At 71.1% G+C, this 25,038-nt stretch carries 23 protein-coding genes and 1 pseudogene; 12 read left to right on the top strand and 12 right to left on the bottom strand.

What is annotated here, in order from left to right:
• The first annotated feature begins 24 nt into the window (after positions 1 to 24).
• From ACVN90_RS04230 to ligD, 4 genes are read left to right on the top strand one after another with little or no spacing between them, the layout of a single operon-like run.
• A complete protein-coding gene (locus tag ACVN90_RS04230) occupies positions 25 to 399 on the top strand; it encodes an ArsR/SmtB family transcription factor (RefSeq protein WP_475100918.1) in 375 nt (124 codons plus the stop codon).
• Entirely contained in the window at positions 396 to 872 is a 477-nt protein-coding gene (locus ACVN90_RS04235) for an SRPBCC family protein (RefSeq protein WP_475100919.1), read from the top strand. Before ACVN90_RS04230 ends, ACVN90_RS04235 begins: the two co-directional genes overlap by 4 nt.
• Before the next feature lie 3 nt (positions 873 to 875).
• The gene (locus ACVN90_RS04240) at positions 876 to 1,472 is read left to right on the top strand and encodes a dihydrofolate reductase family protein (RefSeq protein ID WP_475100920.1); all 597 of its coding nucleotides are present in this window, start codon (positions 876 to 878) and stop codon (positions 1,470 to 1,472) included.
• Positions 1,473 to 1,513: 41 nt separating this feature from the next.
• Positions 1,514 to 2,557: a non-homologous end-joining DNA ligase gene (gene ligD, locus ACVN90_RS04245; RefSeq protein ID WP_475100921.1), complete on the top strand. Its 1,044-nt coding sequence runs from the start codon at positions 1,514 to 1,516 to the stop codon at positions 2,555 to 2,557.
• Between the two features lie 42 nt (positions 2,558 to 2,599).
• Here the strand turns inward: ligD and ACVN90_RS04250 are convergent, their stop codons facing one another.
• The 7 genes and pseudogenes from ACVN90_RS04250 to ACVN90_RS04280 all read right to left on the bottom strand — a co-directional run bounded on the left by ACVN90_RS04250 (position 2,600) and on the right by ACVN90_RS04280 (position 11,692).
• Positions 2,600 to 3,772, bottom strand: a complete 1,173-nt coding sequence (locus tag ACVN90_RS04250; RefSeq protein WP_475100922.1) for a serine hydrolase domain-containing protein — start codon at positions 3,770 to 3,772, stop codon at positions 2,600 to 2,602.
• 96 nt (positions 3,773 to 3,868) lie between these two features.
• A complete protein-coding gene (locus ACVN90_RS04255) occupies positions 3,869 to 4,915 on the bottom strand; it encodes an ATP-dependent DNA ligase (RefSeq protein WP_475100923.1) in 1,047 nt (348 codons plus the stop codon).
• A gap of 53 nt (positions 4,916 to 4,968) precedes the next feature.
• Positions 4,969 to 7,896 carry a helix-turn-helix transcriptional regulator gene (locus ACVN90_RS04260; protein ID WP_475100924.1) on the bottom strand — a complete coding sequence of 976 codons (2,928 nt, stop codon included), beginning with the start codon at positions 7,894 to 7,896 and terminating at the stop codon, positions 4,969 to 4,971.
• A 426-nt stretch (positions 7,897 to 8,322) separates the two neighbouring features.
• Positions 8,323 to 8,517, bottom strand: coding sequence for a hypothetical protein (locus ACVN90_RS04265; protein WP_475100925.1), 195 nt, complete (start codon positions 8,515 to 8,517; stop codon positions 8,323 to 8,325).
• A 179-nt stretch (positions 8,518 to 8,696) separates the two neighbouring features.
• A pseudogene (locus tag ACVN90_RS04270) lies at positions 8,697 to 9,847 on the bottom strand (AI-2E family transporter).
• A 63-nt stretch (positions 9,848 to 9,910) separates the two neighbouring features.
• Positions 9,911 to 11,149 carry an acyl-CoA dehydrogenase family protein gene (locus ACVN90_RS04275; RefSeq protein WP_475100926.1) on the bottom strand — a complete coding sequence of 413 codons (1,239 nt, stop codon included), beginning with the start codon at positions 11,147 to 11,149 and terminating at the stop codon, positions 9,911 to 9,913.
• A 201-nt stretch (positions 11,150 to 11,350) separates the two neighbouring features.
• A complete protein-coding gene (locus tag ACVN90_RS04280; protein WP_475100927.1) occupies positions 11,351 to 11,692 on the bottom strand; it encodes a YciI family protein in 342 nt (113 codons plus the stop codon).
• Positions 11,693 to 11,767: 75 nt separating this feature from the next.
• On the opposite strand from ACVN90_RS04280, the gene ACVN90_RS04285 reads away from it, so the two are divergent.
• On the top strand, positions 11,768 to 12,190 hold the full coding sequence (locus ACVN90_RS04285; protein ID WP_475100928.1) for a DUF1801 domain-containing protein: 423 nt from the start codon (positions 11,768 to 11,770) through the stop codon (positions 12,188 to 12,190).
• Here the strand turns inward: ACVN90_RS04285 and ACVN90_RS04290 are convergent.
• From ACVN90_RS04290 to ACVN90_RS04305, 4 genes are all read right to left on the bottom strand, one after another.
• Positions 12,187 to 12,576 carry an MmcQ/YjbR family DNA-binding protein gene (locus ACVN90_RS04290; RefSeq protein WP_475100929.1) on the bottom strand — a complete coding sequence of 130 codons (390 nt, stop codon included), beginning with the start codon at positions 12,574 to 12,576 and terminating at the stop codon, positions 12,187 to 12,189. The genes ACVN90_RS04285 and ACVN90_RS04290 overlap by 4 nt on opposite strands.
• A 9-nt stretch (positions 12,577 to 12,585) precedes the next feature.
• Positions 12,586 to 13,740: an alcohol dehydrogenase catalytic domain-containing protein gene (locus ACVN90_RS04295; protein ID WP_475100930.1), complete on the bottom strand. Its 1,155-nt coding sequence runs from the start codon at positions 13,738 to 13,740 to the stop codon at positions 12,586 to 12,588.
• A 79-nt stretch (positions 13,741 to 13,819) separates the two neighbouring features.
• A complete protein-coding gene (locus ACVN90_RS04300; RefSeq protein WP_475100931.1) occupies positions 13,820 to 16,540 on the bottom strand; it encodes a cation-translocating P-type ATPase in 2,721 nt (906 codons plus the stop codon).
• Positions 16,541 to 16,604: 64 nt separating this feature from the next.
• Entirely contained in the window at positions 16,605 to 17,294 is a 690-nt protein-coding gene (locus ACVN90_RS04305; protein WP_475100932.1) for a TetR family transcriptional regulator, read from the bottom strand.
• Positions 17,295 to 17,416: 122 nt separating this feature from the next.
• Between ACVN90_RS04305 and ACVN90_RS04310 the strand changes: the two genes are divergently transcribed.
• From ACVN90_RS04310 to sucD, 3 genes are all read left to right on the top strand, one after another.
• Complete coding sequence (locus ACVN90_RS04310) at positions 17,417 to 19,000, top strand: FAD-dependent oxidoreductase (RefSeq protein WP_475100933.1); 1,584 nt, start codon at positions 17,417 to 17,419, stop codon at positions 18,998 to 19,000.
• 174 nt (positions 19,001 to 19,174) lie between these two features.
• Positions 19,175 to 20,338 carry an ADP-forming succinate--CoA ligase subunit beta gene (gene sucC / locus ACVN90_RS04315; RefSeq protein WP_475100934.1) on the top strand — a complete coding sequence of 388 codons (1,164 nt, stop codon included), beginning with the start codon at positions 19,175 to 19,177 and terminating at the stop codon, positions 20,336 to 20,338.
• A gap of 33 nt (positions 20,339 to 20,371) precedes the next feature.
• The gene (gene sucD / locus ACVN90_RS04320; protein ID WP_475100935.1) at positions 20,372 to 21,274 is read left to right on the top strand and encodes a succinate--CoA ligase subunit alpha; all 903 of its coding nucleotides are present in this window, start codon (positions 20,372 to 20,374) and stop codon (positions 21,272 to 21,274) included.
• A 57-nt stretch (positions 21,275 to 21,331) separates the two neighbouring features.
• Here the strand turns inward: sucD and ACVN90_RS04325 are convergent, their stop codons facing one another.
• Positions 21,332 to 21,565 carry a tautomerase family protein gene (locus ACVN90_RS04325; protein WP_475100936.1) on the bottom strand — a complete coding sequence of 78 codons (234 nt, stop codon included), beginning with the start codon at positions 21,563 to 21,565 and terminating at the stop codon, positions 21,332 to 21,334.
• 57 nt (positions 21,566 to 21,622) lie between these two features.
• On the opposite strand from ACVN90_RS04325, the gene ACVN90_RS04330 reads away from it, so the two are divergent.
• From ACVN90_RS04330 to ACVN90_RS04345, 4 genes are all read left to right on the top strand, one after another.
• A complete protein-coding gene (locus ACVN90_RS04330; RefSeq protein WP_475100937.1) occupies positions 21,623 to 22,063 on the top strand; it encodes a nitroreductase family deazaflavin-dependent oxidoreductase in 441 nt (146 codons plus the stop codon).
• A gap of 74 nt (positions 22,064 to 22,137) precedes the next feature.
• Positions 22,138 to 22,662, top strand: coding sequence for a hypothetical protein (locus ACVN90_RS04335; RefSeq protein ID WP_475100938.1), 525 nt, complete (start codon positions 22,138 to 22,140; stop codon positions 22,660 to 22,662).
• Positions 22,659 to 24,227, top strand: a complete 1,569-nt coding sequence (locus ACVN90_RS04340) for a polysaccharide deacetylase family protein (protein ID WP_475100939.1) — start codon at positions 22,659 to 22,661, stop codon at positions 24,225 to 24,227. The genes ACVN90_RS04335 and ACVN90_RS04340 overlap by 4 nt, the downstream gene beginning before the upstream one ends.
• 65 nt (positions 24,228 to 24,292) lie before the next feature.
• Positions 24,293 to 25,036, top strand: a complete 744-nt coding sequence (locus ACVN90_RS04345; protein WP_475100940.1) for a formylglycine-generating enzyme family protein — start codon at positions 24,293 to 24,295, stop codon at positions 25,034 to 25,036.
• Positions 25,037 to 25,038 lie beyond the last annotated feature (2 nt).

A 25,038-nucleotide genomic window follows, 5' to 3' on the forward strand; every position in this document is an offset into this window, starting at 1 on the left:
GTTGATAAAGGGATGCGTTGAGCAATGGACGAGGACCGACTCGATCGAGCGTTCGTAGCGCTGGGCGATCCGGTGCGCCGCGCGATCATCGCGCGCCTGAGCCGCGGGCCGGCGACCGTGGGCGAGCTCGCCGAGCCGTTCCCGATCACGATGCAGGCGGTCTCCCGTCACATCAAGGTGCTCGAGGACGCCGGGCTCGTCACGCGGTCGCGCGAGGCGCAGCGGCGACCCGTCCACCTCGACGCCGCGGCGCTCGAACAGCTCACCGCGTGGATCGACCGCTACCGGCTCGACGCCGAGCGGGCGTACCGGCGGCTCGACGCAGTGCTCGCGGCTGCAGCATCCGTCCCCCCAACCACGACCCCTCGCAGGACCGACACGAAGGAGAAGGAATCATGAGCAACCCGCTCATCATCGAAGCCGTTCCGGGTACGTCGTATGCCGACATCACGCGGGAGTTCGACGCTCCCGTCGAGGCGCTGTTCCGGGCGCATGCCGATCCGGAGCTGTTCCAGCAGTGGATCGGGCCGGGCGAGGAGCGCACCGAGATCACTCACTGGGACTTCCGCACCGGTGGCGGCTACCGCTTCGTGCAGCGCGACAAGGACGGCGAGTACGCGTTCCGCGGCGTGTTCCACACGGTGCGCGAGAACGAGCTGATCATCCAGACGTTCGAGTTCGAGGGCTGGCCCGACGAGGTGAGCGTCGACTGCATCCGCTTCGAGGCGCTCGAGGGCGGACGCTCGCGGATCGTGGACCACAGCGTGTTCTCGACCGTCGAGGTGCTCGAGAACATGCAGTCCGAGGGGATGGAGCGCGGCATGCGCGAGGGCTACGACAAGCTCGACGAACTGCTCGCGGCGGAGGGCTGAGCCGTGGGCAAGGTCGTGACGTCGGCGTCGATGTCGCTCGACGGTTTCGTGGCGCACGAGAACAACGACCCCGGGCGCCTCTTCGACTGGTACGAGGCAGGTGAGGTCGAGGTCGTCACCGCGAGCGAGCCGGCCTCGTTCCACCTCACCCCGACCAGCGCGGACTACTGGCGCAGCTTCATCGGGGAACTCGGATGCCTCGTCGTCGGCCGTCTGCTGTTCGACATCACGGACGGCTGGAGCGGCGTGCACCCGCTGGGTGTGCCGTTCGTCGTGCTCACGCATGAAGCGCCGACCGGCTGGGCACATGCCCACACCGGCAACGCGCACTTCGTGACGGACGGGATCGAAGCGGCGGTGGCGAAGGCCCAGGAGTTGGCGGGTGGCAGGACGGTCGCGGTGGCCGCCGGCACTGTCGCGGGTCAGGCCCTCGCCGCCGGGCTCGTCGACGAGGTCGCGATCGACCTCGTTCCCGTCGTGCTCGGGTCGGGACACCGGTACTTCGCCGAGGTCGATCCCGCTGCCGTGCGGCTGGGCGACCCGACGGTCGTGATCCCGAGCACGCGCGTGACGCACATGGTGTTCCCCGTCGAGCGGTGAGCGGGGTGACGGATGTCGCGGCTCCCCGCTAGCGTCGGACCATGGCGTCCCCGCGGATCACCCTCACCGTGCCCGGTCCCGACGGCGATCGCGAGGTGGGGATCTCGAATCCCGACCGGGTGATCTGGCCCGAGCTCGGCATCACCAAGCGGGAGCTCGCCGAGTACCTCATCGCAGTACGGGGGCCGTTCCTGGCCGCGAACGGCGACCGGCCCGTGTCGCTCGAGCGGTTTCCCGAGGGCGTCGACGGCGAACGGTTCTACTCGAAGAACCCGCCGAAGGGGGCACCGGGCTTCGTCGAGGCCCAGACGGTGACGTACAACAGCGGGCGGCGGCATCCGCAGATCATCCTCACCGAGGTCGCCGCGGCGGTGTGGGCCGTGCAGATGAACACGATCGTGTTCCACCCGTGGGCGTCGCTCGCGGCGAACACCGACAATCCCGTCGAGCTGCGCATCGACCTCGACCCGCAGCCGGGGACGGATTTCACGGATGCCGCCGCCGTCGCCCCCGCGATGCGCGACGTGCTCGCCGAGGCGGGGCTGACGGCGTTCCTCAAGACCAGTGGCAATCGCGGCATCCACGTGTTCTGCCCGATCGAACCGGAGTGGGAGTTCCTCGACGTGCGGCACGCGGTCATCGCCGCCGGCCGTGAGCTCGAGCGGCGCCTGCCCGACAAGGTGACGATGAACTGGTGGAAGGAGGAGCGCGGCGAGCGCATCTTCATCGACTTCAACCAGGCCAACCGCGACCGCACGATGGCCGGCGCGTACAGCCCGCGGGCGCTCCCGACCGCGACGGTGTCGACGCCGCTCACGTGGGACGAGCTCGAGGCCGGGGTCGACCCGGCGGCATTCACGGTGCGGACGGTTCCGCAGCGCCTCGCCGACATCGGCGATCCCTGGGCGGACCTGCTCGCGAAGCCGGGGCGGATCGACACGCTGCTCCAGTGGTGGCAGCGCGACCTCGACGACGGGCTCGGCGAGCTGCCGTTCCCGCCCGACTTCCCCAAGATGCCCGGCGAGCCGCCGCGCGTGCAGCCGAGCCGCAAGAATGAGGCGAACTGGCCGAAGGACGAGGGCTGAGGGGGCGCGCGCCGGCTGCGGCGGCCGAGTGATCCGCCGATCTCACCCGGGGTCGTCGGACAGATCGGCGAGGAGCAGGGCAGCGAGCCCCACCGCCGTCGCACTCGCGAAGCCGTGGTTTCCGCGCGGATCGTCGATCGTGACTTCGGATGCGATCACCGCGACGGCATCGCGGGCCGGATCGACGACCAGCGCCGTTCCGCCCTCACCCTGGGCGTAGAACACGCCGCGCTGCGGGTCGACCCACCAGTGGTAGCCGTAGGCGATCGTGCCGTAGCCGACGGTGGCGACGACGGGACTGGTCGCCTGGACGGCCCACGTGGCCGACACCACCTGCTCGTCGTCCCAGACGCCCTCGTCGAGCATGAGCTGGCCGATGCGCAGGAGGTCCGTCGCGCGCAGCCGCAGGTGCGTGTAGCCGAGGTTCACCCCCTGCGGGTCGGCGGGCCATGCCCCTTCGACATCCTGGTACTCCTCGAGAAGCACCTGCGGATCCCCGCCCGGCGCGAAACGCTCCTCCCACAGCGGCGAGGTGTCGATGCCGAGCGGGTCGAACAGCACCTCGTCTGCAAAGAGGAAGGGCGAGGTCCCGGTCGCTTCGGCGACGACGGCGGCGAGGATGTGCGTGCCCGGGTCGGAGACGAGGAACCGGCCGTCGCCCGGCCCGCGGGCCGCCCGATCGGCGAGGATCGCGGCGACCCAGTCCGGCTGCGCGTACAGGTCGGCGGGGGTTCCCCGGATGTCGCGCTCCTCGGACATCGGCGCGAAGTTCGCCGTATGGGTGAGCACGGCCCTCAGTTCGATGGCCGCGGTCTCGGGAGTGAGGACGGCCGCGTAGTCGGGGAGCAGCTGACCGAGGGTGGCATCGACCCCGGAGATGAGCCCACGATCGACGGCGATGCCGATGAGGGTCGACGTCACCGCGCGGGTGACGCCTCGCACATCCCACGTGTCTTCCGCAGTCGACTCCTGATACTGCTCGTACACGAGTTCGCCGTGCTGCTGCACGAGCACCGCGCGGACAGCATCCTCGCCATAGAGCGTGCCGAAGATCGCTTCGACGTCTTCGCGGATGGCATCGGCCGGCTGCGGCTGCTCCGGAAGCGAGACGGGGGACGAACACCCGGAGATCAGCACGGCCCCGATCACGGCGCACATCAGCGCGATCCGCGTGCCGGTGCGACCGCGGGAATCCTGGTGGTCTCGGCGGGCCATGGATGCCTCCCACAGCGGTGACCCTGACCGCACCGTACACCCGCGCCGAGCCGACGAACAGGCCACGGCTGCGGCATCCGCCCGCCGCCGGGGGCGTCAGACGAGCACGTCGGCCAAGTCGTACGCGGCGATCACCTCGAGCTGCTCGTACGTGCACGAGCGCGGATCGCGGTCGGGGCGCCACCGCTCGAACTGCACAGTGTGGCGGAAGCGCCACCCCTCGAGCTGGTCGTACCGCACCTCGAGCACGCGCTCGGGGCGCAGGCGCACGAACGACGAGTCTGCCCGGCCCGCCTGGAAGCGCGACTTCTCGCCCTCGCCGCGCAGCGCCTCCCCGTCGGCGTCGCGCTCGACGAGCGGGGCGAGCTCGTCGATGAGCTCGAGCCGGCGGGCGTTGCTCCACGCGGCGACGCCGCCGACGGGGTAGAGGGTGCCGTCGTCGGAGTACAGCCCGACGAGCAGTGAACCCACGCCCTCGCCGGACTTGTGGATGCGGTAGCCCATCGCCACCACGTCGGCCGTCCGCGCGTGCTTGATCTTGAACATCGTGCGCTTGCCCGGCGCATACGGCTGGTCGAGCGGCTTCGCGACCACGCCGTCGAGACCCGCGCCCTCGAACTCGGCGAGCCAGCGGCGCGCGAGCTCGGGGTCGTCGGTCGTGCGCGTGACGTGCACGGGATCGGGCACGTCGCGCAGCAGATCCACGAGGGTCTGTCGCCGCGTCTCGAACGGTTCGTTTTGGAGGTCGCGGTCGCCCACCCCGAGCAGGTCGAACGCGATGAACATCGCGGGCGTCGTCTCGGCGAGCATGTTGACGCGGGATGCCGCGGGGTGGATCCGCTGCGACAGCGACTCCCAGTCGAGCCGTCGCCGGCCGTCGCGGTCGATCGGCACGACGATCTCGCCGTCGAGGAGGCATGGTTCGGGCAGCAGCCTGCTGAACGCCTCGACGAGCTCGGGGAAGTACCGCGTCAGCGGCTTCGCGCCGCGCGATCCGATCTCGACGTTCTCGCCGTCCCACGAGATCAGCGCGCGGAACCCGTCCCACTTCGGCTCGAAGCTGAGCCCGCCGGACGACTTCGCCGGATCGGGAACGTCGGGCACGGACTTCGCGAGCATCGGCGCAGGGATCTCGTACGGCATGGGTCTCATCCTGCCGCGCCCCGCCGACACCCGACACCCCGGGTGTGCGCCCGTCAGACCGATGCCGACGCCGACGCGGCGTAGAGGGCGGCGGCCTCGGCACGGTTGGCGGCGCCGATCTTCGCAAGGATCGCCGACACGTGCACCGACGCGGTCTTGGGGCTGATGAACAGGCGCTGGCCGATCTGCGGGTTCGTGAGGCCCTCGGCGATGAGCTCGAGCACCTGGAGCTCGCGCGGGGTGAGCGTCGCAACGACCCCGAGTGAGGAGTCGGCACCCGAAGAACCCGGCGCAAGGCGGGCGCGCGCGGCGAGCTCCGCCGCCCACCGGCCGATGCGGGCGACGCCCTCGCCGGGGGCCGTGGCGACGATGTCCGCGAGGAGCGTGGCCGCCGCATCGCGGTGCCCGCCATCGAGCAGTGCGAGGGCGAGCCGGCAGCGGGCGACCTGCCGGTGCCAGACGGTCAGCAGGGCGCCGGCAGGCGCGTCGATGAGCGAGCGCCACACGTCGACGCGCTGATCGGCAGACGCGCTCTCGGCATCGGTGAGGAGCGCGCGGATGAACTCGGCGTGGGCCTGCGCCGGTTCGTGATCGGGCCACGACTCGATCTTCCCGGTGAGTCGGTCTCGAAGCTCGGGGTCGACGGCCCGGCCCGGGGTGAGGGTGAGGAGTGCCGCGGCGACGACGGCGTACCGGCGCACAGCGGGTGTGCCGGTTTCTCCGTCCGCGATGTCGAACACGTCGGCCAGCACCGGGGCGAGCACCTCGCCGAGGGTGCTCGCTCCGCGCAGGGTGAGCATCGCCTCCGCGCGCTCGACCGCCCACCACCCGTGCTTGTCGGGGTAGCGCCGGCGCGAATCCTCGATCGTCGCGCGCTCGGCCAGGAGGAGCTCCTCGCGCTCGGCGTCGCGGTCGTCCCAGGTCAGGTGCGAAGCCAGCAGCCGCACGATGGACGCGCCATGCAGCGGATTCATCAGCCGTCGGGCGCGCTGGGCGTACCGTCGCGCGCTCTCGGGCTGCCCGGCGGCGAACAGCGCGAGTGCCAGCGCGTAGGCGAGGCTCGACCCCGATCCGCGTTCGATGCCCGCCCGGGTGATGTCTTCGTAGTGCTGTGTGCCGACGACGACCGCCTCGTCGAACCGCCCGACGCGCAACAGCATGTCGGTGAGGGCGTTGGCCACGTAGGCCCGCATCGGCGGATCGAGCCGCAGCCCCACCGCTCGCTCGAGCGGCGCCAGCGCGCGGGGCTCGTCGTCCTCGTCGCCCGCGATGCGCCAGGCCTCCACCGTCAGGGCGACGGCGAGCGCGGCGTCGTCGCCCGCTTCTTCGGCGAGTGCGATCGCGCGCGCGGCGTGGGCCGCCGCCGCCTCGCCGTGTTCGTCGAGCGCGATGTTGGTGAGCACCCGCGACAGCAGGACGCGCGCGCGAGGATCGTCCACATCTTCGAGGAGCGCGACCGCCTCCTGCAGGTCCTCACCGCGACCGCGGTGCTCGAGGTTGTACGTCTGCACGAAGCGCTGACGCAGGAGCGCGGCGCGCGTGAGCGGGTCGTCGGGGCACACGCAGAGCCCCTCGGTGGCGGAGCGGAGCGACCGCTCGGCGTCACCCAGGTCATGCCAGGCCTGCGCGGCGTCGAGGTGCAGTTCGGGAAGCGTCGTGTCGGCTCGGATCGCGGCATCCGGGACCTGGTCCCAGAGCTCCGTCAGCCGCTCGGCCAGCTTCGCCCGCGTTGCGGGTGAGAACCGAGACCGCGATCGGCGCAGCGCCGCGACCGTCGCGTCGAACGCCGCAGGGAGGTCGCGCGCGGCCAGCCAGTGCTCGGCGACCGCCGACGCGTCGTCCGGCGACTCGCCCCGATGCTCGGTCAGGTGCTCGGCGTAGCGGCGGTGCACGCGCACGCGTTCGCTCGGCAGCATCTCGCCCTCGACGGCCTCGCGGGTGAGCGCGTGGCGGAACCTGTAGCCGTCGCCGTCGGCGAGGACGACGCGGCTGTCGACCGCCTCCCGCAGCGCATGATCGTGCGCGCGATCGTCGAGCGCCGTCACGCTGGCGAGCACGTCGTCGTCCACGTGCATGCCGCCGGCCGCCATCGTGCGCATCGTCTGCTGCGCGTCGTCGCCGAGGCGCGCGTAGCGCGCGAGCACGAGCTCGCGCAACGTGTCGGGGAGGGCGCGGTCGCCGAGATCCACGAGCTCCTCGACGAGGAACGGGATGCCGCCGCTGCGCTCCGCGAGCGGCTCGACGACGCGCGGGTCGAGGCCGCCCGCCAGCTGCGCGACCTGCTCGGCGACCTCGTCGGGTGTGAGCGGCGTCACCTCCACGCGCACGACGGAGCGCGTGCGGTCGAGCTCGGCGAGCACGGGGCGGAGGGGATGGAAGCGGTCGATGTCGTCGGAGCGATAGGTCGCGACGATCGTGAGCTTGCGCCCCCTGAGCGTGCTGGCCAGGGTCTTGAGCAGGGCCATGGTGGCAGCATCCGCCCATTGCAGGTCTTCGAGCACGACGACCACATGACGGCGCTGCGACAGCCGCTCGAGCAGCACCTCGATCGCCTCGGCGAACTCGCCCGCCGGCTCGTCGGCTTCGGGGGTCTCGTCGGCGATGCCGGGTACGAGGGCGGCGAGACTCGCGATCGCGGCAGCGGAGCCTGCGGCGTCGCGCAGCGCGTCGGTGCCGACGGCAGCGTGCAAGTCGCGCAGCACCCGACGCACCGGGCCGAACGGGGCGCCGATCGGCCCGAGGTCCACGCACTGCCCGAACGCGATGACGGGCTCCTCGTTCGGGGTGGACCGGGCTCCGAGCGGGTCGGCCGTGACGAGCGCGAGGAACTCCTGCACCAGCCGCGTCTTGCCGACTCCCGCCTCGCCACGCACCACGACCGTGCGCGGGACTCCGCCCGCGCCGGCGTCGTACGCATCGAGCAGGGCGGCGAGCTCGGTGTGCCGGCCGACCATGCGCGGGCTCGAGGGGAGAGCGGGCATGGTCATATCGTGGCACCTTCCCCGCCCCGGCGGACCCTCATGCGCGTCTCCTGTCAGGCCACCCGCCGAGGCGGGCTTCCTACAGGTATGACTGTGCTCGCTAAGGGGTACGGCGCTCATCGGGCGGATGCCCTATTCGCCGCATCCGTCTCCTCAGATCCCGCCCCTGTCACCCCTGCAGCACCCACGGCAGGACGCTCGTCACCGCGGCGGTGAATTCGAGCCAGCGGGCGACGCCGGCGGACAGCCGTCTGCACATGCACTTCATCTCACACCCCTGCACATCCACGGTCCTCCCTTCGGGCCGCTCGGGCAATGGGGTGAGTACCGGAACGAAGAAGGCGACGCCGGTACCGGCGTCGCCCTCTTCGTGCGCACTCGCGTGGACAGTTCGGGGTGTGCGCCCCCCGGCTCGGGAAGTCGAGGTCAGTGGCCCGCGATCGCCGCGGCGCCCCCGCCGTGGTGCAGGAGTCCGCGGAACCAGGCCGACAGCGGCTGGCCGGCGGGCCCTGCCGGTGCCTGGCCGCGCTCGCGGTGCGCACGCATCATCTCGTTCTGGCGGACGAGGTCGGCGGCGCGGTGCTGGTCGAGGATGTAGCCGGTGAAAGTCGTGTCGTTCATGGGTCTCTCCCGTCTGCGGCGGAACCTCGGATCGGGTCCCGGTTGTGCTGACAGGTACGACTTTCCTCGCTAAGGCGGGCACCCCTCATCGGGCGATCGCCTTGTCTTGGCGGCCGCAGGTACCTTAGTCCGGGGTCCCGGCGTCTTAGGCACGCGGCTTCGACCGCAGGCTCGGGTCATCAGTGGGCGATCGGATGTTTCGGTCGCGCCCAGCGTGCGGGGAGGTCCGCGCCGTCCCACACCTGCACGGCTCCCCATGCCGCCGCGGCGATCGGCACGGCCAGCACGGCGCCGACGATGCCGCCGAGCACCGTGCCCACGGTCAGGGCGACGAGGATCACGAACGCGTGCAGCTTCATCGACCGACCCATGAGCACCGGCTGCAGGAGTTGCCCTCGAGCTGGTTCACGAGCACCACCACGCCGACGACGAGCAGCGCGTTCACCCATCCGTTGGCGACGAGAGCCACGAGGGCCGCGACGATGCCGGCGACTGTCGCACCGACGATCGGGATGAAGGCCAGGAGGAAGGTCAGCACCGCCAGCGGGATGGCGAGCGGCACGTCGAGGATCAGCAGGCCGACGAGGATGCCGACGGCGTCGACGAGCGCGACCGTCGCCGTTCCCCGCATGTATGAGCCGAGCACGCCGACTGTCTTGTCGCCGATGCGGCGTGCCCGCAGATAATTCTCGCCGCGGAACGGACGGAGCACGAACTCCCACATCTGCGGCCCGTCCTTGAGGAAGAAGAACAGGATCGTGACCATCAGCACGAGGCCTGTCACGAAGTTCGCCACCGCGCTGACGCCGGCGAGGGCCCCCGATCCGAACTGCGCGCTCGTGATGAAGTCGAGAATGCCCTCGAGCCACCCGTCGAGCTGGTCCTGCGTCGGCGCGAACGGCAGCGTCTGCACCCAGGCGATCACCGCGTCGATCCCGTCGAGCGCCTGCGCGTAGAGCTCGTCCCACTGGTCGCGCACGGCCCACACGATGAGCCAGCCGACTCCGGCGAGGATGATCGTGATCCCGAGCAGCGTCAGCACGGTCGCGAGCACGGACGGCACGCCGCGCCGCAGCATCCATCCCATCACCGGCGCGAACGCGCACGCGAGGATGAGCGCGATCATGAGCGGGATGGTCACCAGGGTGAGGAACTGCAGTGCGAACACGATGCCGCCGACGACCGTGACCACGACAATGATCTGGATCGCGCGGATGCCGAGCTTGCCGAAGCCGTCGGCCCACAGGCTCCACGGCGCACGCGTCGCACGGGGTTCGACATCGTGCGAGTCGAGGACGACGCGCTGCGGGTCGTTACGGAACAGTCCCATGCCCCGAGGGTATGCGGCGCGGGCGATCGAGCCCGGTGACTTGCGGTGAACCGGGCGAAACGGCTAGGCGAACGCGCTCATGCCCGTGATGTCGCGGCCGATGAGCAGCGCCTGCACGCTCTCGGTGCCCTCGTACGTGTGGATCGCCTCGATGTCGGCGAGGTGCTGCATGACGCCGTTCTCGAGCAGGATGCCGTTGCCGCCGAGCATGTCCCGGGCGGTCGACGCGATCCGGCGCGCGGCGCGGGTGTTGTGGTACTTCGCGAGTGACGCCTGCGTCGGGCGCAGCTCGCCGCGCTCCTCGAGGTCGGCCATCCAGCGGCAGAACAGCTGCATCGCGGTGAGCTCCTCGAGCATGTTCGCGAGGCGCTCCTGCACCATCTGGAACTTCGCGAGCGGCTTGCCGAACTGGATGCGCTGCTGCGAGTACGCGAGCGCCGCCTCGTAGCACGCCGTCGCGTGACCGAGCGCCGACCACGCGACACCCGAGCGTGTCGAGTAGAGCACGGTCGAGGCATCCTTGAAGCTCTTCGTGCCCGGAAGGACCGCGTCAGCCGGCACGCGTACGCCGTCGAGCACGATATGAGCCTGATGGATGCCGCGCAGCGACGCCTTCCCCTGGATCACGGTGCCCGTGTAACCCGGGGCGCTCTGCTCGACGAGGAAGCAGCGCACCGCGCCGTGGAACTCGTCGTCTTCGGCCTCGACGCGCGCCCACACGAACGTGATGCCGCCCGAGGCGCCGTTGCCGATCCACTTCTTCGCGCCGTCGATCACCCACTCCTGGGCGGCGGAGTCCCAGCGGGCCACGGTCTCGAGGGAGACCGAGTCGGATCCGTGGTCGGGTTCGGTGAGGGCGAAGGATGCTGCGACCTCGCCTCGTGCGACCGGCACGAGCCAGCGGGCCTGCTGCGCGTCGCTGCCGAACAGGGCCAGGGTTCGGAGGGCGAGTCCGCCTTGCACCGCGAGCACCGTGCCGAGCGAGCCGTCGCCGCGCGAGATCTCCATGTTCACGAGGCCGGCCGCGAGCGGGGAGAACCGCGTGAGCGACGGGTGCACGATGCCGTCGTTGAAGAGGTCGAGCTCGCCGCCGCGCATCGCGATGTCGAGCGGGTACTCGCCGGTGTCCCACGCGTCCTGCATGCGCGTGCCCACCTCGTCGACGTACGCCTGCGCGCGCTCCCAGACCTCGCGGTCGGCCGCGGGGATGTCGGCGAACACGGCGTAGTAGTCGGTGCCTTGGCGGCGGGTGACGTCATAGCCCTCGACGCGCTGGCCGGGGCGGGGCTGGAAGTCGGTCACGGTCGGACTCCTGGCGATAAGGACGGGTGGTGCGGTCTCCGATTCTCGTGGAACTGAATACCACGATCAATAGTACTCAGTGTCATGTGCCGCCGTCGGAATGTCCGGGCGCGGTCTGCGCGCAACCGCTGCGGTGCGTGAACTCCCCGCTGCAGGCGGGGGAGGTGAGGGGCTCCGACTGAGTCGCCGGGGCGGGACGACTCAGCTCTCGGGGTCGTACTGGAAGGCCCGCAGCTCCTGCGCGCACCTGCACGCGACGGCGATTCTCCGCGCCCACTCCACGGCGTCCTCGCGGGACGGCAGCTCCAGCACGGTGTAGCCGCCCTCGAGCTGCGTCGTCTGCGGATACGTACCCTCCGTCACGTTTCCGTCGCCGTCGACCATGACCGGCGGGACGGTCTCGTCTATGCCCCCGCCGAACACCCAGACGCCGGCATCCTTCGCCTCCTGCACGACAGCGTGCGAGGCATCCGACACCGTCTGGAAATCCTCGGGGCCGAGGACCATCGCTTCGCTCGGGAACGAGATCAGGTACTTCGTCATCGATTCGGCTCCTCGGTTCGCGGGGACGACGGCCCCATCCTGGCCTACGCCCGACTTGCCCGCCATAATGGCGGCGTGAGCGAGATCAAGACCCAGGCGACGGATGCGGATGTGTCGGCATTCCTCGAAGCGGCGACACCGCAGCGGCGGCGCGAGGACGGTCTGGCCCTCGCCGACATCTTCCATGAGGTGACCGGGGTCGACCCCGTCATGTGGGGCCCGTCGATGGTCGGTTACGGCAGCTATCGGTACGTGTCTCCGTCAGACCCCAAGCGGCACGGCCAGTGGCCGAAGACGGCGTTCTCGCCGCGCAAGGCGCAGCTCTCGCTCTACGGACTGAAGGACCTGCCCGCGGGGGCCGAGCTGCTGCCGGAACTCGGAAAGTACACCGAGGGGGCGGGCTGCGTGTACGTGAAAAAGCTCGACGACATCGACCTCGACGTGCTGCGACGGCTGATCGCCATCGCGTGGGGCCGCGGCGACGACCCGCTGCCCTAATCCGCCTCACTGTCGAACGCGCGGCGAAGGTACTTCGGCGCCTGCACGCGCCACGCCTCGGTCACCAACTCGGCGAGGTGCTCGGCGTCGATGCCGCCCATGCGGAACGCGACCTTCGGCTCGCTCCACGGCGTCGTCGTGCGCAGGAACACGTCGGGCTCCATCTCGACGAGGGCGAGCGCGTCGATGGGGTCTGCGACCTTCACTCCCACCACGAGCTCGGACGCGATGATCGCCCGCATGTCGTCGGGGATGCTCGGCCACGGGTGGCACTCCCACGCGTAGGGCTTGCCGCGCACGAACCAGGCGGCGCCGCCGGTCGTCGCGCGTTCTTCGCTGCCCGGAAGCCCGGCCGCGGTTCCGCGCAGATCGTCGAGGGTGGCCACGCCCCGAGCCTACGGCGCCCCTCCGACGCGGCCGGGGGAGCTGTCGACCGGTCCGAAGGTGATCAGCTGGCGCAGCTCGCCGCCCGCGGTGAGCCGGTCCATGGCTGCGTCGAGATCGTCGAGGCCGATGCGGGAGGAGACGAGGCGCTCGAGCGGCAGCCGTCCCGCGCGCCACAGCTCGACGTACCGGGGGATGTCGCGGCTGGGCACGGCCGAGCCGAGGTAGCTGCCGACGATGGTGCGCGCCTCAGCGGTGAGCTGCAGCGGCGATACGCTCGCGCGTGCGTCAGGCGCCGGCAGCCCGACTGTGACGGTGGTGCCGCCCGGCGCGGTGAGCGCGAGCGCGGTCTCGAAGGCGCGCGCGGCACCGGCGGCCTCCACGACGACGGGAGCACGGATGCCGCGGTCCACCGCCTCTGCGGGAGTCAGCGCCTTGGTCGCCCCGCAGTCGAGGGCGGCGGCGAGCTTGGAGGGCAGGGTGTCGACGCCGATCACCTCGTGGCCGAGCGCGACAGCGACGAGGAGGGCGGCCATGCCCACGCCGCCGAGTCCGACCACGACGACACGCTCGCCTGCCGCCGGGCAGCCCGCGTTGACGACGGCGCCGCCGCCGGTGAGCACCGCGCAGCCCAGCAGCGCCGCGATCTCGGGCGGCACATCGGCGTCGACCGGCACGACCGACGCGCGGCTCACGACGGCGTGCGACGCGAACGCCGAGACGCCGAGGTGGTGGTGCACGTCCTGCGTCTCTCCGTCGCGGTCGCGATGGAGACGGATGCCGCCGCCGAGCAGCGTGCCTGCGCCGTTCGCCGCCGAACCCGGCGCGCACGGCAGGCGCCCATCGGTGAGGCATCCGTCGCATGTGCCGCAGCGGGGCAGGAACGTCATGACCACGCGATCGCCCACAGCGAGGTCGTCGACGCCGTCGCCGAGCTGCTCGACGATGCCCGCGGCCTCGTGTCCCAGCAGCATCGGGACCGGGCGCACGCGGTTGCCGTCGACGACGCTGAGGTCGGAGTGACACACGCCCGCGGCCTCGATCCGCACCAGTACTTCGCCTGCCCCGGGTGGGTCGAGCTCGAGCTCGCCCACCGTGAACGGGCGCGTCTGGGCGAACGGGGGTTCGGCGCCCGAGACTTCGAGCACTGCTCCGGTGATCTTCATGCGACCTCCTCGTCGTGCGACCGTACCTCGAACGAAGAACGCGCGCCCCGTCGGGTGGCGCGCGCTTTCGTGGTGCGGGTCAGGCCCGGGCGGCGCGGCGGCGCAGTCGCGCCCGGCGCATCCACTTCTCGAGCTCGATCAGCACCGGCACCAGCAGGGCCAGACCGAGTGCCGTCAGCCACTCGTTGCCCGAGAGACCGATCGTGCCCACGAGGCGCTGCATGAAGCCGATCTCGACGGCGGCCACCGTGAGGGCCAGCGGGATCGAGAGCCACTTCACCGCGACGAGGATCGGCGCGGCGAGGCCGGACTCGGGGTCGCGGCGCATGACGAGCCCGCCGAAGATCGAGCCGAGGGCGCAGACCACGAAGGCCATCGTGACCGGGACATTGGGCTCGGTCGAGCTGAGCTGGTCGGGGTAGATCAGCAGGGGCACGAGGGTCGTGATGAAGATCAGGCCGCCGTAGACGAACCAGAGCGTGACCGCGGCCGGGTTCGCGATGGTCTTCTTCGGGTCGCGCGGCGGCTTCAGCATGATGCCGTCGGGCGTCGGATCGAGGAGGATCACGATGACCGGGAAGATGGCGACGAAGAAGTTCAGGAACAGCACCATGATCGGCGTGAGCGGCACACCGTTGTTGATGTCGAAGATGCTCGCGACGAGGAACAGCAGCACGAGCGAGAACAGCTGCGACATCTGGAAGCGGACGTAGCTGACGATCTTCTCGTAGATCGACCGGCCGAGCCGCACCGCGGTCACCAGGGTGCCGAAGTTGTCGTCGACGAGGATCATCTTCCCCGCCTGCTTGGTGACGTCGCTGCCCGAGCCCATCGCCACGCCGATGTCGGCCTGCTTGAGCGCGGCCGCATCGTTCACGGCGTCGCCCGTCATCGCGACGACCGCGCCCTGCTCCTGCATGAGGCGGGCGAGACGCAGCTTGTCTTCGGGGGTGACGCGGCCGAACATGTGCAGGCGCGGGAGTGCGGCCTTGAGCTCGTCGTCGCTCATCGCCTGGATCTCGGCCCCGCTCGCCGCACCATCGCCGAGCCCCAGCTTCTTGCCTATCGCGGCGGCAGTGATCGCGTGGTCGCCCGTGATCATGCGGACCTCGATGCCGGCCTCGCGCGCGATGCGCACCGCCTCCTTCGAAGACGGGCGCAGCGGATCGATGATGCCGACGAGACCGACGAACGTGAGGTCCGAGACAGCAGCCATCGGGTCGTCGACCACCGGCGCGTCGGGGGCGAAGCGGCGGAAGGCGAACGCCAGGACGCGCAGGCCCTGCTCGGACAGCGAGCGGTTCGCCTCGAGGATCGCGTCGCGGCGGTCGGCGATGGGCACGACGCCTTCCATCGTGGCGACCGAGCTGCAGCGGTCGAGCACGACGTCGGGGCCGCCCTTCACGTACCCGACGAGGGTCTCGACACCCTCCACAGGGATCTCGTGGAAGGTGCCCATGAACTTGTACGCCGAGTCGAACGGCACCTCGGCGACGCGGGGGAACTTCGCCCGCGTGAGCTCCGCGTCCGCGCCCAGCTTGGCGGCGAGCACGACGAGGGCGGCCTCGGTCGGGTCGCCGATCACGGCGCCGTCGTCGGAGACGGTGGCGTCGCTGCAGAGGGTCAGCCCCAGCGCGAGCTGGTTGAACTGCGGCACCGGCTGGCCGGCGACGTGGCGGACTTCGCCGGTCTTCTCGTAGCCGGAGCCGGCGACGGTGAACCACTCGCCGCGGTAGTAGAGCGACTCGACCGTCATCTCGTTCATCGTGAGCGTGCCGGTCTTGTCGGAGTTGATCGCGCTGGTCGCGCCGAGCGTCTCGACATCCGTCAGGTTCTTGACGACGGCCTTGTGCTCGGCGAGCTGCCGCGAGCCGTACGAGAGCATCGCCTGCACGAATGAGGGCATGCCCGTCGGGATCGCCGAGATCGCCATGGAGATGCCGAGGAGGATCACCGACGTGATCTCCTGGCCGCGGAGCAGGCCCGTGATGATGATGATCGCGACCGCGCCCCACGCGATCCATCCGAGCACTCCCGTGAGCGAGTCGAGCTCGCGCTGCAGCGGCGACTTCGCCGGCTTGACCGCCGACAGCATCGACGCGATCTGGCCCATCTGCGTCTGCATGCCGGTGTCGGTGATGACCACCGTCGCGGTGCCGCGTGTCACATGGGTGTTCTGGAACACCATGTCGGTGCGGTCGCCGAGCGTCGTCTCGGGGTCGGTGAGCGTGCCGGCGTCCTTCGGGATCGGCGCGCTCTCACCGGTGAGTGCGGCCTCCTGCGTCTCGAGCGTCGCCGAGCGCACGATGCGGCCGTCGGCGGGGACGATGTCGCCGGCCTCGAGGGCGACGATGTCGCCGGGCACGAGGGTCGTCGCGTCGACCTGGAGGAGAGACCCGTCGCGGACGACCTTCGCCTGGGGAATCTGCATCTTGGCGAGGGCGTCGACGGATGCCTTCGCCTTGAGCTCCTGCCGCGTGCCGAGCACGATGTTCAGCACGACCAGGGCGCCGACCAGGATGCCGACGCTCACCTGGTTGATGAAGAGGCTGATGACAGCGACGGCGACCAGCATGACGTTCATGGGGTCGGCGAGCTGCTGCAGTGCGACCTGCAGCGTCGACGGCGGCTTCTCGGCCGCGATCGAGTTGGGACCGTGCTCGGCGAGCCGCTGCGCGGCGTCGGCGGCGGTCAGTCCGCGGTCGCGGTCGCTGCGGAGCGCGGCGACGACGGCGTCGGGGTCTTGTGTGTACCAGGGGGCTTTTCCTGCCGTGTCCGGCGAGGTGTCCACGGTGCTCATGGTCTTGAACATAGCGCCGTGCGGGCGCCGTGCGACAGTGAATCCGGGCGGCGCGCCGCCCGGGTCAGTCGTCGAGTCGCTCGCGCAGGCGACGGGTGAGTTCGGCGGTCGGCATCGACCGGGGGAACACGGCGACGACGACCTGGTCCGCGGCGGGATCCGCCTCGCCGTCGGGCAGCACGCCGAAGCGGCGGCGGGCGTCGTCGAGTGCGGTGCGGAGCACCGAGACGGGCACCTTCTTGGGGCCCCGGATGAGCCGGCGCAGCACGTGGTTGTGGATCGCGGTGATGAGGGCCGAGAAGCCGACGGCGTCGAGCGGGTCGAGGCCGGGCAGCGACGCGCGCAGGTATTCGTCGAAGAGCCGCTCGTAGCGGAACACCGTCACGATCTCGCGGTCGCGCAGCGCCGGTACCCCGCGCACGACGGCATAGCGTCGCCGGGCCAGCTCGGGGTCTGCCGCGAAATGCGAATACACGAAGACGGATGCCTCGCACACGGCCGCCCACGGATCGCGATGCGGTTGCGCCAGGAACTCGCGGAGGCGCTCCAGCAGCAACTCGTGGTCGGTGAACACGACGTCGTCCTTGCCGCCGAACTGGCGGAAGAACGTCGAGCGCGACACGCCCGCCGCCTGCGCGATCTGTTCCACCGAGGTCTGGTCGAACCCCTGCTCGGCGAACAGTTCGAGCGCGGCGGTGACCACGGCCGCGCGGGAGGCGGCCTGTGTTGCGGAGGCGGCAGCGGTGTCGGACATCTCGGGGAGAGCCTAATGCTCGCGCCGCGGCAAGCGCGGCATGCCCGCGCGCGCCGCGCCCGCATCGGCCCCGCGCTGTCAACGGGGTCGACACACCGCAGGCGGGGGTCTTCTATAGGTCCATGACGCCGATCTGGAAGAGAGAAGCCGAAAGCGTCACGGGCACGCCGTTCCAGTCGGCCCGGCGCCGCGACGTCGTGGTCGTGGGCGCGGGGCTGACGGGTCTGTCGACGGCACTGCTGCTGACGCGCGAAGGCCTGGACGTCGCGGTCGTCGACGCCGCCGAGGTGGGCGCGCTCGCCTCGGGAGGCAACACCGGCAAGCTGACGCTGCTGCAGGGATCCGTGCTCTCGGCACTGCGCCGCCATCACCCCGCGCACCTCGTCCGTGCCTACGTCGAGTCCAACCGCGACGGCGCGGAGTGGCTCACGGGGATCGCCGACGAACTCGGCGTGCCGTACTCCCGGCGCGCGGCCTATTCGTACGCACAGACGCCGCAAGGCGCCGAGTGCATCGAGGCGGAGCTGCGCGCGGCTGTCGAAGCCGGTCTCCCGGTGCGCCGGGTGGAACCCGATCAGCTCGCGCAATCCCCGTTCGACATGGTCGACGCCATCGCGCTCGACCGCCAGGTCGCGATCGACCCGCAGCGTCTCCTCGTGGCGCTCGCGCAGGCGCTGCTGCGGGAGGGTGGGACCCTGCACACCGGCGTGCGCGTCACGCGCGTGCACGCGGTGCCGTGGTCCGGCGTCGAGACGACGAGAGGCTTCATCGCGGCGAACCACGTCGTGCTCGCGACGGCGACCCCGATCATCGATCGCGGGCTCTACTTCGCCAAAGTGCGAGGGCTGCGCTCGTCGTGCGTCGCGTTCGCGACCGACGGCCCCCTCCCCGAGGGGCTGTACATCTCGGTCGACGGTGAGACGAAGTCGGTGCGGTCGATCACCCCCGCGGACGGCCCGGCCGACGCCGCCCAGCTCATCGTGGGCGGCAACGGCTTCGCCGTCGGGCGTGCGTCCTCCCCGCTCGCGGCCGTGAACGGTCTCGTGTCGTGGGCGCAGCACCACTTCCCGGGTGCGGAGCCGGTGGCCTCGTGGTCGGCCCAGGACTACGAGTCGCACGACCTCATCCCGTTCGTCGGCGCGATGCCGCGCGGGCTCGGCCGCATCCGGTTCGCCACCGGGTACGCGAAGTGGGGCCTCTCGAACGCGCCCGCCGCGGCGCTGCGACTGACGGCGGAGATCCGGCGTGTGCCCCGGCGCGAGCGCCCCGACTGGATGAACGTCATCTCCGCACGGTTCACGGTGCCCGCGGATCTGGCCCGCGGCGGCGTGGAGAACCTGCGCGTCGGGTGGGAGGCGGCGTCGGGCTGGATCGGCGCGCAGGCGGTGCCGACGCCGGTACGCCGGCCGGCCGAGGGCGAGGGCGTCGTCGCCAGCCGTGCCGGGCAGCCCGTGGGCATCTCGACTGTCGACGGGCGCACGTGCGCGGTGAGCGCCGTCTGCACCCACCTCGGCGGCGTGCTGCGGTGGAACGACGCCGAGCTCACGTGGGACTGTCCGCTGCACGCGTCGCGGTTCACCGCGGACGGATGCCGTATCGAGGGCCCCGCGCTCCGGGACCTCGCGCGCCTGCCCCGCGTGCCGGGCGAGGAGATCGAGGACGACCCCGCCGAGCTCCGGACGCCGGAGACCACCACCTCGCGGTGACGGCGGGCGCGAGAGAGCAGCATCCGTTCAGCTCTTCGGAACCCGGCGGCGCGTCGCTGCGGTCAGAACCGGACGACGACCGGTAGTAGGCTGGGGGACTGGTCGATATCTCGACGTCGAGACGCTTTTGAGCGTCGTCCCCACCCCCATTCGCCACCTGCGAAGGAAATCACTGTGGATCTGTACGAGTACCAGGCACGAGACCTTTTCGAGAAGTACGAGGTGCCGGTGCTCGCCGGCATCGTCGCGGATACGCCGGAGGAGGTGCGTGCCGCAGCCGAGAAGATCGGCGGTGTCGTCGTCGTCAAGGCCCAGGTCAAGACCGGCGGTCGCGGCAAGGCCGGCGGCGTGAAGGTCGCGAAGACTCCCGATGAGGCTTATGAGGCCGCCAAGGCCATCCTCGGCCTCGACATCAAGGGCCACGTCGTCAAGCGCGTCATGGTCGCGCAGGGTGCCCGCATCGACAAGGAGTACTACTTCTCGGTGCTGCTCGACCGCGCCAACCGCTCGTACCTGTCGCTCGCGAGCGTCGAGGGCGGCATGGAGATCGAGGAGCTCGCCGTCGAGCGCCCTGAGGCGCTCGCGCGCATCGACGTCAACCCCGGCACCGGCATCGACAAGGCGAAGGCCGTCGAGATCGCCGAGGCCGCCGGCTTCTCGGCCGACCTGGTCGACAAGGTGAGCGACGTCTTCGTCAAGCTCTACAACGTGTACAAGGGCGAGGACGCGACGCTCGTCGAGGTCAACCCGCTCGTGCTCACCGAGGAGGGCGATGTCATCGCCCTCGACGGCAAGGTCTCGCTCGACGAGAACGCCGACTTCCGTCACGCCGGGCATGCCCTCCTCGAAGACAAGGACGCCGCCGACCCGCTCGAGGCCAAGGCCAAGGCCAACGACCTCAACTACGTCAAGCTCGACGGCGAGGTCGGCGTGATCGGCAACGGTGCGGGCCTGGTGATGTCGACGCTCGACGTCGTCGCGTACGCCGGTGAGAACCACGGCGGCGTGAAGCCCGCCAACTTCCTCGACATCGGCGGCGGCGCCTCGGCCGAGGTCATGGCCGCGGGCCTGGACGTCATCCTCGGCGACCCGCAGGTGAAGTCCGTGTTCGTCAACGTGTTCGGCGGCATCACCGCGTGCGACGCGGTCGCCAAGGGCATCGTGGGCGCGCTCGCCGAGCTCGGCTCGTCGGCCTCGAAGCCGCTGGTCGTGCGCCTCGACGGCAACAAGGTCGAGGAGGGCCGTGCGATCCTGCAGGGCGCCAACCACCCGCTCGTGACTCTGGCCGAGACGATGGACGAGGGCGCCGACAAGGCCGCCGAGCTCGCCAACGCGTGATCTGAGAATCTGAAAGAACGAGGAACTCCAGAAATGTCGATCTTCCTGAACAAGGATTCCAAGGTCATCGTCCAGGGCATCACCGGTGGTGAGGGCACCAAGCACACCGCGCTCATGCTCAAGGCCGGGACCCAGGTCGTCGGCGGCGTGAACGCCCGCAAGGCCGGCACCACCGTGCTGCACACCGACGCCGACGGCAACCCGATCGAGCTGCCCGTCTTCGCCTCGGTGCAGGAGGCCATCGACGCCACCGGCGCCGACGTCTCGATCGCGTTCGTGCCGCCCGCGTTCACCAAGAGCGCCATGGTCGAGGCCATCGACTCCGAGATCCCCCTCCTCGTCGTGATCACCGAGGGCGTGCCCGTCGGCGACACCGCCGAGGCATGGGCGTACGCGCAGTCGAAGGGGAACAAGACCCGCATCATCGGCCCGAACTGCCCCGGCATCATCACGCCCGGCGAGTCGCTGGTCGGCATCACGCCCGCCAACATCACCGGCAAGGGTCCGATCGGCCTCGTGTCGAAGTCGGGCACCCTGACCTACCAGATGATGTACGAGCTACGCGAGATCGGCTTCTCGACGGCCATCGGCATCGGCGGCGACCCGATCATCGGCACCACGCACATCGACGCGCTCGCTGCGTTCGAGGCCGACCCCGAGACCAAGGCGATCGTCATGATCGGCGAGATCGGCGGCGACGCCGAGGAGCGCGCGGCCGACTTCATCAAGGCGAACGTGACCAAGCCGGTCGTCGGCTACGTCGCGGGCTTCACCGCCCCCGAGGGCAAGACCATGGGCCACGCGGGCGCCATCGTGTCGGGCTCCGCCGGCACCGCACAGGCGAAGAAGGAGGCCCTCGAGGCCGCCGGCGTCAAGGTCGGCAAGACGCCGTCCGAGACCGCGTCGCTGATGCGCGAGATCATCGAGAGCCTGTAAGGCTTCAGCGAGGGCGGATGCTGCGGCCGAGGGCCGCAGCATCCGCCCTCGTCATTCTCATCCGGCGGCCGAACCGCCGAACCGGGCGACCTGGCCGGCGCGATCGGCGTCTTCGCTGGCGAGCACGCCGCCGTTGGCGACGAAGTCGGCGGCGACCTCCTCGAACATGATGCGGACGTCCTGCCGGCGGGCGCCGAGCGCCTCGACGGCGGCATCGGTCACCAGTTCGGCGAAGCGTCGGCGCTGATCGACGGTGCGTCCGGGAAGGAGTTCGACTCTGAGGTTGGGCATGCCTCGACCATAGGGGTTGCGCGACCCGACCCCGCCGCGGCCGCTTACGCTGGTGGCATGCCGCTGACCGGAGAGTACAAGCCGTCCACGTCGGACTGGGCACGCACGCAGGCCGAGGCGTTCGAAGCATCGAACGGCGAGAAGGCGAACACGCTGCGCGGCGTGCCGATCATCGTGCTGACGACGGTCGGCGCAAAGTCCGGGGCACTGCGCAAGACGGCGCTCATGCGCGTCGAGCACGACGGCCGCTACGCCGTCGTCGCGTCCAAGGGAGGCGCCCCCGACGAGCCCAAGTGGGCTGAGAACATGCGGCGGCAGCCCCACGTCGAGCTGCAGGACGCCGACGAGAAGCGCGACTACACCGCACGTGAGCTGTCGGGCGCGGAGCGCATCGAGTGGTGGGCGCGGGCCGCGGAGGTCTGGCCCGACTACGACAGCTACCAGAAGCGCACGGACCGGCAGATCGCGATCTTCGCCCTCGAGCCGCGCGAGGACTGATCTTCGGAACTGAGGTGTTCCTGAGCGATCCGCGACCGGACCGCTCATAGACTCGGCCCCGTCAGGGGGTGACCGTGTCCGGGGATGCACGCGTCAGAACCACCGCGCGCCGGTGGGAGATCGCGCTCGCCTGCGCGGCGGCAGCCCTGGTGCTCGCGGCCGTCGCCGTCGCCGCCCTCGTGGCCGTGCCACCGACGATCGCGAACCTCTCGAGCGAGGTGTCGGACGGGACCGAACCGACCGACCTCGGTGACGCGGCCGTCGTCGTGCCTGCCGACTGGGTCGTCACACGCGACGCGGAGGACGCGATCACGGTGCGCACGCCGGACGGTGCGCTGCGGGCGAGTCTCGAGTCGGTCGACGAGAGACCTTCGGACGCCGTCGCCGACGCCGCGGGCAGCCCGCGCTCGGAACTGCTCGCATCCGGGTTGACCGCGGTCCACGTCGACCTCGACGACGGCGGAGTCGTCGCCGGGGTGGGGGAAGCGGATGCTGCGCCCAGCGTCCGCGTCGTCGTCGAGGTTCGTCCGGCCGAGGGCGACGAGCCGGCGGCGTACCGCACCGCCATCGGAGACCTGCTGGAAGGCATCCGGCGATGAGGGCGCGTGCGGCGATCGTCGTGCTCGCGGTCGCCGCCCTGGTGCTGTCGGCGTGCGCGCCGGCGTCGCGCGGAAGCTGGGAGCCCCCGGCCTGGGCCCCGGAAGTGGTGCACACGACGGATCCGGTCCCCGAGATCACCGCCGCTGCGGACGGGCCGCTCGGCGCGGGCATCGTGCCCCTCCGGGTGCGCAACGACGCAGTCGGTCTCCAGGCCCGTGTCGCGCTGCTCCCGGCCGGCGCCACCACAGACCCGTTCAACGCCCTCGTGGAGCAGTTCGTCCGCGGCGCGATCGCAGACCGCGTCGTGGCGTCGGGGAGCGCGTTCGTCCCCACGCCGTCGCCCGTCGGATCGGGCCTCGGGGATCGCCGCTGTGCCGCCGACAGCACGCGGCGTCCGGCCTCCGAGCTGCTGGCCGATCCCGCTTTCGGCCCGGCGGGTGGCACAGGCACAGCCGTGGTGTGCGGCATCGTCGCCGCAGGCGGGACGATCGTGGGGGAGCGCGTCCGGGTGGTCAGCGGCGACCCCACCGGCGTCCACTCCGACACGACCACGACGCTGTACTCCGACGTCGCGACCGGCGAGACGTCCACCGCCGATGGCCTGTGGGCCGAGGGTGCGGCGGCCGCGCTCGGCACACACCTCGTCGAGGCACTCCGCCGCGACGCGGGCGCCCTCAGTCAGCGACCGGTGGTGGTCGGCGACGAGACGCTGCTCGCGGCGATCCAGGCCGCGCTGGCGACGACCGTCCCGTCCGACGAGGGCCTCGTCATCACTGTCCCGCCGGGCTTCACCGCACCGGACCTCGCCGGGCTCGGCGCGCCGCCGACGACCGAGCCCCTCGACATCGCGGTTCCCGCCGAGGTCGCCGCCGAGCTCGTCTCGCCGCTCGGCACGCGCGTGCTGGCCTCCTCCGGACAGCCGTACACAGGACCCGCCGCGGCACCCGCCGGAGCACGCGCGGTCGACTGCGCACTCGTGCCCTGCGTCGCGCTGACCTACGACGACGGTCCGTCCGCCTACACGGCAGGGATTTTGGACGACCTCGCGGCACGCGACGCCGCGGCGACGTTCTTCGCGATGGGGCAGAACGCGCAGGGCTACGCCGACACGCTCGCCCGCATGACGAGGGACGGCCACGAGGTCGAGGGCCACACGTGGAACCACCCGCATCTTCCGCAACTCACGGACGCGCAGGTCACCGCCCAGATCGTCGACTCCACCCGGGCGCTCGAGGCGGCTTCGGGCCAGGACATCACCGTGTTCCGTCCGCCGTACGGCGAGTTCACGCCCCGGGTGCTCGCCGCGGCGGGCATGCCGGCGATCCTCTGGGACATCGACACGAACGACTGGCAGGGGCCTGCCGACGACGTGCTCATCGCGCGGGCCGTGGAACAGCCGCGGGCGGGATCGATCGTGCTCCTGCACGACATCCATCCGGGAACGGCGCGCACCACGGGCGCCGTTCTGGACGGACTCCTCGACCGGGGGTTCCAGCTCGTCACCGTGCGGCAGCTCTTCGGCGGAGAGCTGCCCGCCTCGGGCTCCTGGCGTCGCGCCCCCTGAGCGTTCGGACTTGCGGGCCGCGGCCCGCGGCCCGCGGCCCGCGGCCCGCGTGGGATACTTCCGCGGTGACCGACATCGAGCTCGCCCGCATCGCCGGCGGCACGGTCACCCTGCACGACGCCCGTCGCAAGGCCCGCTGGACCGTCGAACTCGAGCCGTTCGAGATCGGCGTCTACGCGGTCACGCAGGAGCAGCTCGCGGAGCTTCTCGGCGAGCCCGCGTCCCACCCGCGCCGCCCTGCGACCGACGTCAGCTGGCTGCGCGCGATCCGGTTCTGCAACGCGGCGTCAGAGTGGGAGGGCCTCGATCCGGCGTACTCGTTCGACGGCGAGGACGTCACGTGGCACGTCGACGCCGACGGCTATCGCCTGCCCACCGAGGCCGAGTGGGAGCATGCGTGCCGCGCCGGCTCCACGGGCCCGCACTACGGCCTGCTCGCCGAGGTCGCGTGGACGAGCGCCGACGGCGTGAGCGCTCCGCAGAACGTCGGCGGCAGACTCCCCAACCTGAACGGGCTGTTCGACACCCTCGGCAACGTGTGGGAGTGGACCTGGGACCTGCTCGACCCCGCCCGCTACGCCGACTACCGCGTGTTCCGCGGCGGCGGCTTCGCCGACGACGCCTGGAGCGTCCGCGCTTCGACGCGCCGCGGCGGCGGCCCGCGCATGCACCACGACGACGTCGGCTTCCGCGTCGCGCGCGGCGGCTTCGACGCGGTCGACGCTGCCCAAGGCTGGTCCGCTCGCGCCGACGCCGAACGCGCCGCGAACGACGGCCCGACCCCGCCCGGCTGGACCCCGCTGCGCTGAAA

The sequence above is a fragment of the Microbacterium sp. F01 genome, from assembly GCF_056156365.1.